We start from the raw sequence: 12832 nt of genomic DNA on the forward strand, positions 1-12832 counted from the left end.
GCTGACCCCCGCCCCGCCCCGGCCGCTGCTGACGTTTGGGCATGCACGCAGGTAGGCCTGGCGGGGACCGCTTCGTTCGCGGGGGCTCGCCGGGCCGGACTCGGTGCGGGGTGCGCGAGTGGGCCGGTGGGGGCTCGACTGACCGCGGGGCGCGAAACTGCGCGAGGGCTCACCAGGCTCGACGGACTGCCGGGGGGCGCGCCCGAGTTCGGCTCCCCGTGCGTGTGGCGCTCCGTCGAGCCCAGCCGCGCACCCGGTCGGCGCGTACGGCGGGCTTGGATGAGCCCTCCCGCGCTCGTCGCGCCTGCGTCTAGGCACGACTGCGAGGCCTCGAACGGCCGGGGCGGGGCAGGGGTCGGCCAGGGGCGTGGGGGGGACCCGGAAAGCAAACGCAGCGCACAGCGCGAAGTGCCGCTTTCAGGGGGGTACCGACAGGGCGCGCCAGCGCGACCGTGCCCAGGCCGACCCCTGCCCCGCGCCCGGCGATCGATCCCACACCCCTGGCGCCCAGCCGACTCGCGCCAAAGAGAGGAATGGAATACAACGCCGCCGTGCCAAAGACTTCGAAAGAGATCCGCAACGCCTTCTTGGACTTCTTCGCCGAGCGCGGCCACGAGCGCATGGCCTCGGGCCCGCTCGTGCCGGCCAACGACCCCACGTTGATGTTCGCCAACGCGGGCATGGTGCCGTTCAAGGACGTGTTCACGGGCAAGGACATCCGCCCGTACAAGCGCGCCACGTCGTCGCAGAAGTGCATCCGCATCAGCGGCAAGCACAACGACCTCGAGAACGTGGGCGTGACCGCGCGTCACCACACCTTCTTCGAGATGCTCGGCAACTTCTCGTTCGGCGACTACTTCAAGCGCGACGCCATCCAGTACGCGTGGACGTTCTTCACCGAGGTGCTGAAGCTCGACCCGAATCGCATCGTGGTGACCGTCTTCGGCGGTGAGGAAGGCCTGGCGCCCGCGGACGACGAGGCCGCAGCGATCTGGAAGGACGTCACCGGGTTCCCGGACGAGCGCATCATCCGCTGCGGCGCGGCCGACAACTTCTGGCAGATGGGCGACACCGGTCCGTGCGGACCCTGCAGCGAGCTGCACTACTGCCTGGGTGTCGACGAGGTGGACCCCCGCAAGTTCGGGGAGGAGCCCACGCCCGACGGTCGCGGCTGGTTCGAGCTGTGGAACCTCGTGTTCATGCAGTTCGATAGGCAGTCGGACGGGCGCCTGGTGCCGCTCCCCGCGCCCAGCATCGACACCGGCGCTGGCCTCGAGCGCGTGTGCGTGGTCGCGCAGGACGTGCTCAGCAACTACGACACGGACCTCTTGCGTCCCGTGGTGGACCTCGCCTCCGTCATCAGCGGCAAGCGCTACGGCGCGTCGCAGGCGGACGACGACGTCTCCATGCGCGTCATCGCGGACCACGCGCGCACCACGGCGTTCCTGATCTCGGAGGGCATCTTCCCGGACCGCGTGGGCCGCCCCTACGTGCTGCGCCGCGTGATGCGTCGCGCCATCCGCCACGGGCATCGCCTCGGCATCGGCGAGCCGTTCCTGCACGAGTGCGCGCTGCGCGTCGTCGACGACATGGGCGACATCTATCCGCAGCTGCGCGAGCGCCGGGATCTCATCGCCGACATCACGCGCCAGGAAGAAGAGCGCTTCCGCGCCACGCTCAAGCGCGGGCTCGACCTGCTGGACACCAACACCGAGTGGGCCACGCCCAGCGGTCACAAGACCCTCCCCGGCGCCACGGTCTTCAAGCTGTACGACACCTTCGGCTTCCCGGTCGATCTCCAGGAGGTCATCGGGCGCGAGCACGGCTTCGCCATCGATCAGGCGGGCTTCGACGCCGCCATGGCGGCCGCCAAGGACCGCAGCAAGGGCAGCAAGCTCAACGAGAGCGAGGCCGTGGGCAAGGTCTACCACGACGTCGCCAACCAGCATGGGCAGAGCGAGTTCGTGGGCTACGCTAGCGAGCAGACGCAGGCGCGCGTGCTGGCGCTGGTGAACGTGGGCGAGGCCGCGAACGTGCTGGGCACGGTGGACCCCGCCGTCATCGACGCACTCGAGGAGAACGACGCGCCGCCGCAGGCGGTCATCCTCGACAAGACGCCGTTCTACGCCGAGAAGGGTGGCCAGGTGGGCGACCAGGGCGAGCTGCGCGTGGGCGACGCCGTCTTCGTCGTGACCGACACGCGCGCTCCTGTGGACGGGCTGCACGTGCACGTGGGCTACCTCAAGAGCGGCGCGCTGAAGGTCGGCGACACGCTCGAGGCGGTGGTGGACCACGACCTGCGTAGCGCCACGCGCCGCAACCACAGCGCCACGCACCTCCTGCACTGGGCGCTTCGCGAGGTGGTGGGACCCACGGCCACGCAGAAGGGCTCGCTGGTGGGCCCCTGGCGTCTGCGCTTCGACTTCAGCGCCACGCGGCCGCTCAAGCCCGCCGAGCTCACGCGCATCGAAGACCTGGTGAACGCCGCCATCCTCGCCAACGAGGGCATCACTACCGACGAGCTGGCCATGGACGCGGCCAAGGCGGCGGGCGCCATCGGCATCTTCGAAGAGAAGTACGGCGACGTGGTGCGCATGCTGCGCATCGGGCCCTCGCTCGAGCTCTGCGGTGGCACGCACGCGCGGCGCACAGGAGACATCGGGCTCTTCAAGATCCTGAGCGAGAGCGGCCTCGCAGCCGGTGTGCGGCGCATCGAGGCCACCACGGGCATGAACGCGCTCGCGCACCTGCGTGACCTGAGCGGCGAGCTCGACGCGGCCGGCGCGCTGCTCAAGGCGTCACCATTGCTCGTGGCCGACAAGGTCAAGAAGGTGCTGGACGGAGAGCGCGAGCTGCGCCGCGAGATCGAGCGTCTCAAGCAGCAGCTGATGCAGGGCGGCGCAGGCGACCTCACGGCCTCCGCGCGCGACATCAACGGCGTGAAGGTGCTTGGCGCGGTGGTGGCCCTCGGCGACCCGAAGGCGCTGCGGGAGCTGGCCGATCAGCTTCGCGACAAGTTGGCCCCCTCGGTCATCTTGCTGGGCTCGCCCACGGCCGATGGTCAGAAGGCGCTGCTGGCTTGCTCCGTGAGTAAGGACGCCATTGCGCGCATCAAGGCGGGCGACGTGGTCAAGCACGCGGCGGCCATCGTGGGCGGTGGCGGCGGCGGTCGCCCCGACTTCGCGCAGGCCGGTGGTTCGGACCCCAGCAAGCTCGACGAGGCCGTGGCCTCCATCTTCACGCTCATGAGCTGAGAGGAGCAGCGGTGGCCGGTCACAAGCCCTTCGCGTCACGCATGGTCGCAGGTTACCTCGGTAGCCTCGCGCTGCGCCGCAAGCTCTCGGGGCTCACGCAGAAGCTGCGCACGGGCCGGCCGCGCCTCGAGTTCTACTGGCGCGCGGACGACGCCTACAGCCACGTCATGGCCCAGCTCGTGGCGCGCCTGGTGGACGCCTACCCGCTGGATCTCGAGCTGAACATCGTGCCCGCTGCCGCCGCCGAGGTGGACCCCGAGCCGCAGCTGCGTGCCGCCCACGCCGTGCGCGACGCGCAGGCCCTCGCCCGCTTCTACGACCTCACGTTTCCAGCGCGTGCCATCACGCCCACGCCGGACCGCGTCCGCCGCGCCAACGCGGTGGCCCTCGCGGCGCGCCCTCCACGTGAGCACCTCAGCGTGTTGCTGCAGCTGGGCGAGGCGCTCTTCGGACAGGGTGGCGACGCGCTCTCGGAGTTGGCGCGGACGCTCGGCGCGGTGGAGGGGACCGTGGTCACCACCAGCCTCGAGCTGAGCTACGCGACCCTGCGTGACCGCGGCCACTACCAGTCGGCCACGCTGCGCTACGGTGGCGAGTGGTACGAGGGTCCGCATCGCGTCGTCACGCTGGAGGAGCGGCTGCGCGCCGAAGGCCTCGGCGATGCGTCTTCGGTGCTGACGCGACGCTTTCCGCCGGCGCTCGACATCGCACCGGCCACCACTCCATTCGAGTTCTGGTTCTCGTTCCGCAGCCCCTACAGCTACCTGGCCGTGGAGCAGGTGGCGCCCTGGGTGCGCGGTCCGCTCGCGGGCACCGGGCGCTTTCACTTCAGGCCCGTGCTGCCCATGGTCATGCGTGGCCTCCAGGTGCCCACGGCCAAGAAGATGCACCTCTTGAAGGACGCGAAGCGCGAGGCCGACAGGCTCGGCATCCCGTTCGGCCGCATCGCCGACCCGGTGGGCCCGGGCGCCGAGCGTTGCATCGCGGTGTACGCTGCCGTGGAGGCCAGCGGCCGAGGGTTCGACTTTGCCCAGCAGGCGGCGCGCGGCATCTGGTCCGAGGGCGTGGACGTGGCCACCGATGCCGGGCTCCACGCGCTGGCCGAGCGCGCCGGGATCCGCAGCGACGAAGTGGATGCGGCCCTCACGGAGAGCCAGCGCGGCTTGGACCTCGCGGAGTTCAACCGGCTGGCGCTGCACGACGACGCCGCGCTCTGGGGCGTTCCCTCCTTCCGTGTGGGCGAACTCACCACGTGGGGACAAGACCGGCTGCCGCTCGTGGCGCACGCGCTCGGGCTGCCCGGCTAGCGCAGCCGGCGCGGCTCAGCGGAACAGCTTCTTGAAGAAGCCGCCCTTCTTCTCGGGGTCGTCAGGTTCGTGGTCGGGCGTGGTGTGCATGGCGTCGGGGGCCATTTCCTCCGCACTCAGCCCTGGGCCGTCCAGCTCGGTGCCCGTGCCGGTGGCCTCGTCCCCGCTGTCGTCGATCACGATCTCGAAGTCGTCCACTTCCATCATGTCGATCTCGTCGCTGAGATCTTCGAAGGACTCGCGCGCACCGTCCAGCACGGCGGCGGCCAGCGCGGGGGGCCGCACGCTGCCCGGCGTGGGGACGGGCGGCGGCACCGTCTTGGGGCGCGCCTCGGCCACGGGCGGCGCGGCCTCCTCCGGCGAGTCGGCAAACAGCGCGGCCATCAGATCGTCGCTCTCGGAGGCGCTGCTGGCGGCGCTCGGACTCGGCGCAGCGCGTGCTTCCTCCTGCTCCAGCAAGCTGGCCAGGTCCACGAACGCGCTCGGCTGCGCGCCACGGTCGTCGCTGCTCACCACGTCGTCGAGGCGGTCTTGCGGTGCGTCGAACGCGTCGGCGCCCAGGTCCCCGAACAGGTCCGTGCCGAACAGGTCCGTGTCGTCGGAGGTGGACGCGGCGGCCTGCGTGCCCGGCGACGGCGCTGTGGCGTCTTGCTCGTCCTCCAGCTCGTCGGCCAACAGCTGGCTCAGCGTGGTGGCCGCGCTCTCGTCCATGGCGGGCGGGCGGGAGGCCGGGCGTGCGGCCGCGGCATCGCGCTCGCGGGCCGCTTGCTCGGCGCGTGCGGCTCGTTCGGCCGCTTCACGCTCGGCTCGCTGTGCCGCAGCAGCCTCGCGTTGCGCTTGATCCGCCGCGGCCTGCTGGGCGCGCTGGGCGGCAGCCGACTCCCGGTCGGCCACAGCCTGTGCCTCGCGCGCGGCGCGGGCTTCCCTCGCGGCGTCCTGCTCGGCGCTCAGCGCGGCGACGCGTGCGTCGGCTTCGGCCCGTATCGCGCGTGCGCGCTCGTCACGCTTTCTGGCCTCGGCGGCCAGTTCTGCCCCGCGCGAGGCGGCTTGCTGGCGCGCTGCGTCCAGCACGGCATCGAGCCCCGCCACGTCGGCGGCGAGCGCGTCGAGCTCGCCGTCCACCACGGCGAGGTCCGTGCTGCGGCCGGCCAGCAAGCGCGTGCGCACGCCCTCGAGGGCCTCGGGTGGCTTCTGGAACGCGTCCAGCTCCTGGTCTAGCTGCGCCAAGCGGTTCGCGAGAGACATCGGGCGCTAGCGTCCCACTCTTCCCGCGTGGCGTAAAGCAAGGTGTGCACCCCCCTTCTTCGACACTAGCAGCCCGCGCGCCTTCGCGTCATCCTCTCCCCGTGCTGCGCCTCGTCGTCGGTCCCCTCAACTACTCCTCCTGGTCCATGCGCCCATGGCTCGTGCTGCATCACAGCGGCCTGCCCTTCAAGACGCACGAGATCGGCCTCTTCGTGGAGCCTGGCTGGCAGGAGCAGGTGCTGTCGTTCTCCGGTGCGGGCAAGGTGCCGGTGCTGGTGGACAAGAACCTGAGCGTCCACGAGTCGCTCGCCATCTGCGAGTACATCGCCGAGCTGGCGCCCGAGGCACGGCTGTGGCCCGAAGACCGTGCGCTGCGGGCCCGTGGGCGCGCCATCTCCGCCGAGATGGCCAGCAGCTTCGGCAGCCTGCGGAACGAGATGAACGCCAACATCCGCGGCCGCCGCGCGACGCCGCGTGCGCCCAGCGCCGACGCCCAGCGCGACATCGACCGCGTGTTCGACATCTGGCGCGCCAGCCTGGCCACCTCACCGGGGCCCTTCCTGCTGGGCGACTTCAGCGTTGCGGACGCCATGTACTACCCGGTGCTCACGCGCTTCCGCACGTATGGCGTTCCGCTCCCGGCCGAGGTGGCGCCCTGGGCCGAGCGCATGGAGGCGCACCCCTCCGTAGTGGCGCTGGTGGCCGAGGCGCAGAAGAGCGTGGCCATCCCCAAGTACGACGCGCTGCTGTGAGCGCCGCGCTGCCACGCGCGTTGACCCCGGCCGCATTCGCGCCGACACTCGCAGGATGACGCTACGCGTGGTGTTCGGGGTGGTGGTGGTGAGCCTGGTCTCGAGCTGCGCGGGGGGCGGGAACGCTCCACCCGCACCCCCCTGCACCCTGTTGCCGTGCAGCGACTCCGTCAGCATCACGGCCCAGCTGACGGCCGAGCAGGCGCGCGCCGGTCAGCACGTCTTCACCGTGACTGCCGACGCCGCCACCGTGCGCTGTGAGCTCGCGCACACCGACGCCGCCTCGCGCGCCGACGCCCAGTGCGTGGGCAGCGTGTCGCTCTCGCTGGGGCCGCGCATGGAGACGGTGGAGGTCCCGAGCCCCGTCCCGGGCACCGTCATGATCACCGAGCGCGCCGTGCCCGGCGTCTTCGAGTGGCGCGCCGAGGTGTATGGCCAGCCCGCGAGCGTGCGGGTGGTCCACGAGCTGGACGGCGTGGTGCTGCGCGACCAAACGGCGGCGCCCACCTACACCGCCACGCGGCCCAACGGCCCGGCGTGCGACCCCGAGTGCCACACGGCGGCGGTCACGTGGCCGGCGAGCTGATGGGCGCATGAGCAAGCTCCGCGAGGCGGCGTGCCCCTGCGGCCGCGGACAGCGCTACGAGGCCTGCTGCGGGCGCTTTCACCAAGGCGCCGAGCCCGAGCAGCCCCGTGACCTGATGGCCGCGCGCTACTCCGCCTTCGTGCTGGGCGACGCCGCGTTCCTGCACCGCACGCTGCACCCCCAGCACGACGACCATGCGGCCGGCGTGGCGGGCGTCACGAAGGCGCTGCGCGCCCAGGCCAAGAGCGTGCGCTACCAGAGCCTGCGCATCCTCGACAGCCGTGAGCCGGACGAGAGCGGAGCGGCGCAGGTGCTGTTCCACGTCAGCGTGCGGGCGTCCGGCCGCGATGTGAGCTTCGTGGAGCGCAGCTACTTCCTGCACGACGGCGTGGGCTGGCGGTATCTCGCGGGCGAGACCGGCGCGGCGCGCGACGTGGGTGCTGCGCTCGCGGAGCTCGACATAGCGGGCTTCGAGCGCTTGCTGTCTGGGTCCCCGTCGGCCCGGCGCTGAGTCTCTGGGCCTGCGGCACGGTCCGGGGCGCCGCCGGCAGTTGGCACACTCTGGCCCAGCTTCGTGTGGAACGAACCTTGCTCTGGGTGAGGGGCGATCCACACGAAGGCTCACCATGCACGCTCACCCCTGCCACCCGGCTCGTTGCTCCCGTTCCCTACTGGTGGGTCTCGCCGCCCTCCTAGGCGTCGCCTTCGCCTCGGCCCCACACGTTGCCCGCGCTTGCGGTGGCTGCTTCGCGCCGTCGGGCGAGGCCAGCCCGGTCATCGCCCATCGCATGGCGGTGCTCATGGCGGCCGACCGCACGGTGCTCTGGGACCAGTTCGAGTACGAAGGCGACCCGAGCGAGTTCGTCTGGATCCTGCCCGTGCTGGGCACCGAAGAGGTGGAGGTCGAGCTCTCCACCGACGACTTCTTCCAGCAGCTCTCGGCCATGACCCGGGTGCAGCTCAGCGGGCCCTTCCAGAGCACCGGAGGGGGCGGTCGCTCGCCCTTCTTCGGCTGCGGGGGCAGCGCCGACGGCGGCTCGTACTCGCGGGTGGAGCCGCCCGTCACGGTGTACCGGGAGGCCACCGTGGGCCCGTACGAGACCGTGGTGATCGGCTCGGAGGACCCCGACGCGCTGGTCACTTGGCTGCGCGATCACGACTACGTCATCGGCGACGACCTGCTGCCGATCATCGACTACTACACGCGGCGCGGGAGCAACTTCCTGGCGCTGCGCATCTCACCGGACGCGTACCAGAAGCGCATGCAGCCGGTGCGCGTCACGTGCCCCGTGGCCAGCGACACGCTTCCGTTGCGCATGGTCACGGCGGGGGTGCGTTCGTCGGTGGCGCTCGAGCTCTTCGTGTTCGGCGACGTTCGCTACCAAGCCGCCAACTTCGTGAACGTGGAGGTGGACCGCGAGGAGGTCACCTTCTCGCGCACCACGAGCACCTACAACTACGACGCGCTGGCCGCCCAAGCCCTGACGCAGCGCGCGGGTGAGGTGTGGCTCACCGAGTTCGCCGACCAGCTGGACTACTGGGAGTACGACCCGGCAGAGCCGGATGGCCAAGGCGGCGTGTACAGCGCGCCGGACGACTGGGCGGTGGTGCGCAACGTGTACAGCACCCCGTTCCTGACACGCATGCGCGCGGACCTGCCGGTGCATGCGCTGGCCGGTGACCTGGCGCTCGAGCCCTCGCTCCTGCCCAGCCTCCCGCGCACCATCCAGGTGACGCGCTTCGACGACACGCCTGCGGAAGCGACCGCGGCGAGCGGGCTGCCTCCCGTTCCTGCGCTCATCGTGCTGGGTGCCGGGCTGCTGGGCGTGCTCCGTCGCCGGCGCTGAGCCCCTCGGCGCGCGCTCTGTTCTCTCCGCCCCGATCGGCGATCGGCTTCCCCGCTTTCGCGCGCGTGCCGTACGCTTGTCGCATGCACGCACCCCACACGCTTCGCGGCCCGCTCACGCTGCTCCCCTCACTGGCGCTGCTCGCGGCGCTCGGCTGCGGCGGCTCCTCGGCCACGGAGACCCGCGAGACCAGCGACGCCACCGAGGGCGGCGAGACCAGCGCCACCGAAGGAGCCGAGACCATGCCGCCTGCCGACACCTGCGACGAGGCCAGCATCCCGCTTGTGGGGCGCTACTCGCTCACGCGCTACCCGGGGCAGGACGCCGTGGGACCCAACGGGGAGCGCCCCATGGGCATGTCCAAAGAGTACGACTTCGGCGCGAACAGCTACACCATGGAGGGCTACCCGCCGCTGCGCATCACGGGGCGCTATGAAGAGCTCTCGCGCGACGGCGCGCGCCTCGAGGTGCGCTTCTACGACACCGTCTTCGACGGGCAGCCCGACGAGGACCGCGTGCTCTGGCTGGTGTTCGAGGACTGCGGCCAGACGCTGCAGATGGACGGCATGACCTACGCGCGTCAGCCCGCGCCGTAAGTCTCGCGGAGCGCGCGCTTCAGCACCTTGCCGCTCGGCCCGAGGGGGAGCTGGTCCGTGAACACGTACTCGCTCGGCACCTTGTTCTTGGCCAGGTGCGCGCGCGCGTGCTCGTCCAGCTCGGCTGCGCTGGGGGTCTCGCCGCGCGGCACGATCACGGCCACCACCGCCTCGCCGTAGTAGCTGTCGGGGCGCCCGATGACGGCCACCTGTGCCACGCCCGGGTGCAGGCTGAGCGCGTCCTCCACCTCGGACGGGTACACGTTGGCGCCGCCGCGGATGATGAGGTCCTTCAGGCGGTCCACCAGCACGAGCCGGCCCCACGCGTCCACGCGGCCGAGGTCGCCGGTGCGTAGCCAGCCACCGTCGAACACCGCGCGTGTGGCGGCCTCGTCGTCGAGGTAGCCGGCCATCACGTTGGGCCCGCGCACCCACACCTCGCCTTCGCCGCCCACCGGCAGGTCGGCGCCCGCTTCGTTTCGGATGCGCAGCTCCACGCCCCACACCGGCGCGCCCACGTGCAAGGGCGCAGGCGGAGCCCCCAGCGCGACCAGGCTCTCTTCCGTGGGGCCCGTGCGGCCGTCGTCGATGGTGGAGAACGTGGCCTCGGTGAGCCCGTAGCCCTGGCGCACCGGGCAGCCCAGGCGCTGCGCTGCGCGGTCTCGCAGCTCACGCGGGAGCGGGGCCCCGGCCGCCAGCGCGCCGCGCACCCCCTGCGCCATGGGGCGCGGTGGCACCGCCGTGCGCTCGGCGTGCCCGTGATGGTCCGGGTCGGCCGTCCACGCCGCGAACATGGTGGGCACCGCCGGCACCCACGTCACCTGCCCGGCGTCCAGCGCGGCCAGCGTGCGCTGCGCGTCGAAGCGCGCGAAGGACAGCACCTGCGCGCCGGCATAGAAGGGCGCGAGCACGCTCATGCGCAGCCCGAACGAGTGCGTCCACGGCAGCGCGCCCAGCACCACGTCGTGCTCGCTGAGCTGCAGCGTGTGGTGCACGAGCGCCGCCGTGTGGGCCAGCAGCGACGCGTGCGTGATGCGCGCCGCCTTGGCGCCGCCGGTGGTCCCGCTCGTGAACAACAAGAGCGCGTCCGCGCCCGCCGGCAGGTCCAGCGCCCCGTCGTTGGGCGCGAGCTCGGCCCGGCTGCGGCCCACTCGCGATGCGGCCCTCGCCGTGCACCACCAGCACGGGCAGGGCAGGGCAGGCGGCGCGCAGCAGCGCCTCGCGCGGGGCGTCCACCAGCGCCGCCGTGCAGCCGCTCTGCCGCACGCGCAGGGCCACCTCGGGCGCGGCCGACAAGATGGGCAGGGGCACCACCGTCACGCCCGCGTACGCGGCGCCGAAGAAGCCCGCCAAGAACGGCGCCCCGTTGGCGGCCGACAGCGCCACGCGCGCCCCGGGCGTGAGGCCCTGAGCCCGGAGGTGCGCCGCCACGCGCAGGGCGGCGTGGTCGAGCTGTGAATAGGTCAGCGCGCGCGCCTCCTCGGCCAGCACGCAGGCCACGCGCTCGCCGTGCCGCAGCGCGCCCTGACGCAAGACCTGTCCAATCTGGAAGCCCACGCTGGCGAGTGTAGTGGCATTCGCGGGGCGCGCGAGTCAGGGCCCGAGCCAGGTCACCAGCAGCCAGGCCAGGCACTGCACGCCCCGAAGGGCCAACGCCCACAGCACCGCCGTGCGCGCGCGCGGGGAGGGCGTGGCCGCCGTGCCCGCCGCGTCCACCGGAGCGGCCCAGCGCAGCAGCGCGCGAAAACCCCAGCGCGCGTAGGCAAAGCCCAGCAGCACCAGCGCGAGCGCCAGCGCCACGCTCGCATCCGAGCGCAGCACCCGGCGCGCGACGCCGTCATCCAGGCGGTAGCCCCCCCGGGCCAGCACCACCTGCTGCGCAGGCGCGTCCTCCGTGTGGTCCACGGCTGGGCACAGCGTGACCACCTGTGCCTGGTCGTGGTCTTCCACCATGGCGCGCGCTGGCACCACACGGCACCCGAGCACGCTGCACGTGGCCAGCGGGATGCTCCCGGGTCCACCTCCGTCCGACGCGGACAGCGTCACGTCCGAGGCGTTCGCCTCGATGAACAGCTCCGTCTCCGGCAGCGCGCCCGGGATGGACGCCGGCGTGCCCCACGCATCGGCCTCGCACGTGCCCGCGAGCTGCGTGGGCGCGGGGACGGCCACCATGAGGGCGGCGCTCAGCGCGAGCGACGTGGTGGTCAGCGCGAGCCCAGCGAGCACCCTGACTGCGTTTAGTGGCGGCTCTGCCAGTTGCTCGGGGTTGGTCAGGGCTGCCCGCGGATAGCGGCGCATCACCTGCCGGCCGACCGCCAGCGTGAGGCTCGGCGAGAGCAGCACCAGCAGCACGAGCGCCGCCCACACGAGCCCGCCCAGCTCGAGCGCGAGCACCACGCCCAGCGTGGGCGCCGCGAACATGGCGTGCAGCGCGAGCGCCGCGCGCAGAGCTTCGTAGCGCGCTCGGCGGTCGCCCGAGAGCAGCTGCCCGAGCCGCACCGTGACCTCCCGTGCTGGGAGGCGCCGCCCGTCCCGCGTGGCCGTGGCCAGCGCGAGACCCCACCACGGCAGCCCGGGCCAGAGCGCCGAGAGCGCGAGCACCACGGAGGCGCTGGTGAGCAGGGCCAATGACCAGCCGGGCGCAGCGAGCGGCCCCAGCAACACGAGCCAGCCCGCGTGAGCGAGCGTGAACAGCAGCGCGTGAACGCAGCAGCCGAGGACATCGACCGCCAACACGGCGAGGGCCCGCCTCGGACGAGATGCTGCGCGCGCCGGCTGTGCAGGTGCTGTGCGGCTGTCAGGGGGCAGGGGGGGCAAGTCGGTCACGCGGCGACTCTACTGCACGTCTCGCACGAGCGGATCGTGACTGGCAGCATGGCAGACGCTCGTGGTCGGCGGGTCTGTCCCTGCCCGCGAAGCCACTGCGCCAATAGTCCGGGCGGAGCCTGGACTTTCTCGGACAGTCCGAGATTCGGCAGACGCTGTCTGCCGAATCTCGCGAGCGATTGTGCAGACTGTGCCTGCACAATTTCGAGTGGCCCAGCAGCCCATGGGTGGAGGCGCAGGGACGGCTACCAAGACGGCGTCAGCGGAGCTTCGGCTTCGGTTTCGTAGCCGCGCGAGGATTGCTCGCGCTCCGGCCTTTCGGAAGTCCCGCCCGCTCCTCGATGACCTGACGGCTGTGCTCGAGCTCGGCGGCGATGGTCTTCTCCTGCGGGAGCTTCATGAGGTACTCGGATGCGAGG

General features: G+C 72.0%; 11 protein-coding genes. 8 read left to right on the plus strand and 3 right to left on the minus strand.

The genetic code is table 11. The features are described from left to right. Window positions 1-533 precede the first annotated feature (533 nt). Entirely contained in the window at window positions 534-3254 is a 2721-nt protein-coding gene (gene alaS / locus IPI43_19050) for an alanine--tRNA ligase (protein ID MBK7776200.1), read from the plus strand. 11 nt (window positions 3255-3265) lie between these two features. Beyond that, entirely contained in the window at window positions 3266-4561 is a 1296-nt protein-coding gene (locus IPI43_19055) for a DsbA family protein (GenBank protein MBK7776201.1), read from the plus strand. Between the two features lie 15 nt (window positions 4562-4576). Here IPI43_19055 and IPI43_19060 read toward each other — a convergent pair whose 3' ends face one another. After that, a complete protein-coding gene (locus IPI43_19060) occupies window positions 4577-5806 on the minus strand; it encodes a hypothetical protein (GenBank protein MBK7776202.1) in 1230 nt (409 codons plus the stop codon). Window positions 5807-5952: 146 nt separating this feature from the next. Between IPI43_19060 and IPI43_19065 the strand changes: the two genes are divergently transcribed. The 5 genes from IPI43_19065 to IPI43_19085 all read left to right on the plus strand — a co-directional run bounded on the left by IPI43_19065 (window position 5953) and on the right by IPI43_19085 (window position 9587). Next, the gene (locus IPI43_19065) at window positions 5953-6558 is read left to right on the plus strand and encodes a glutathione S-transferase (protein MBK7776203.1); all 606 of its coding nucleotides are present in this window, start codon (window positions 5953-5955) and stop codon (window positions 6556-6558) included. 55 nt (window positions 6559-6613) lie between these two features. Then, window positions 6614-7144 carry a hypothetical protein gene (locus tag IPI43_19070; protein ID MBK7776204.1) on the plus strand — a complete coding sequence of 177 codons (531 nt, stop codon included), beginning with the start codon at window positions 6614-6616 and terminating at the stop codon, window positions 7142-7144. 7 nt (window positions 7145-7151) lie between these two features. After that, on the plus strand, window positions 7152-7655 hold the full coding sequence (locus IPI43_19075) for an SEC-C domain-containing protein (protein MBK7776205.1): 504 nt from the start codon (window positions 7152-7154) through the stop codon (window positions 7653-7655). Window positions 7656-7770: 115 nt separating this feature from the next. Further along, window positions 7771-8991, plus strand: a complete 1221-nt coding sequence (locus IPI43_19080; protein MBK7776206.1) for a DUF2330 domain-containing protein — start codon at window positions 7771-7773, stop codon at window positions 8989-8991. Window positions 8992-9074: 83 nt separating this feature from the next. Further along, window positions 9075-9587: a hypothetical protein gene (locus IPI43_19085; protein MBK7776207.1), complete on the plus strand. Its 513-nt coding sequence runs from the start codon at window positions 9075-9077 to the stop codon at window positions 9585-9587. Here IPI43_19085 and IPI43_19090 read toward each other — a convergent pair. Next, window positions 9572-10666, minus strand: coding sequence for an AMP-binding protein (locus IPI43_19090; protein MBK7776208.1), 1095 nt, complete (start codon window positions 10664-10666; stop codon window positions 9572-9574). The two genes, IPI43_19085 and IPI43_19090, sit on opposite strands and share 16 nt — an antisense overlap. A 77-nt stretch (window positions 10667-10743) precedes the next feature. Between IPI43_19090 and IPI43_19095 the strand changes: the two genes are divergently transcribed. Then, window positions 10744-10998 carry a hypothetical protein gene (locus IPI43_19095; protein MBK7776209.1) on the plus strand — a complete coding sequence of 85 codons (255 nt, stop codon included), beginning with the start codon at window positions 10744-10746 and terminating at the stop codon, window positions 10996-10998. Between the two features lie 182 nt (window positions 10999-11180). On the opposite strand, the gene IPI43_19100 is transcribed toward IPI43_19095, so the two are convergent. Next, window positions 11181-12413, minus strand: a complete 1233-nt coding sequence (locus tag IPI43_19100) for a hypothetical protein (protein ID MBK7776210.1) — start codon at window positions 12411-12413, stop codon at window positions 11181-11183. Window positions 12414-12832: the final 419 nt, after the last annotated feature.

The organism is Sandaracinaceae bacterium (genome assembly GCA_016706685.1).
Taxonomy (GTDB): Bacteria; Myxococcota_A; Polyangia; order Polyangiales; family Houyiibacteriaceae; genus JADJJE01.

Bases quoted from the DNA above. Each gene is read 5' to 3' on its own strand.
- alaS (MBK7776200.1), top strand. From the start codon at position 534: ATGGAATACAACGCCGCCGTGCCAAAGACTTCGAAAGAGATCCGCAAC.
- IPI43_19060 (MBK7776202.1), bottom strand. From the start codon at position 5,806: ATGTCTCTCGCGAACCGCTTGGCGCAGCTAGACCAGGAGCTGGACGCG.
- IPI43_19065 (MBK7776203.1), top strand. From the start codon at position 5,953: ATGCGCCCATGGCTCGTGCTGCATCACAGCGGCCTGCCCTTCAAGACG.
- IPI43_19070 (MBK7776204.1), top strand. From the start codon at position 6,614: ATGACGCTACGCGTGGTGTTCGGGGTGGTGGTGGTGAGCCTGGTCTCG.
- IPI43_19075 (MBK7776205.1), top strand. From the start codon at position 7,152: ATGAGCAAGCTCCGCGAGGCGGCGTGCCCCTGCGGCCGCGGACAGCGC.
- IPI43_19080 (MBK7776206.1), top strand. From the start codon at position 7,771: ATGCACGCTCACCCCTGCCACCCGGCTCGTTGCTCCCGTTCCCTACTG.
- IPI43_19085 (MBK7776207.1), top strand. From the start codon at position 9,075: ATGCACGCACCCCACACGCTTCGCGGCCCGCTCACGCTGCTCCCCTCA.
- IPI43_19095 (MBK7776209.1), top strand. From the start codon at position 10,744: ATGCGGCCCTCGCCGTGCACCACCAGCACGGGCAGGGCAGGGCAGGCG.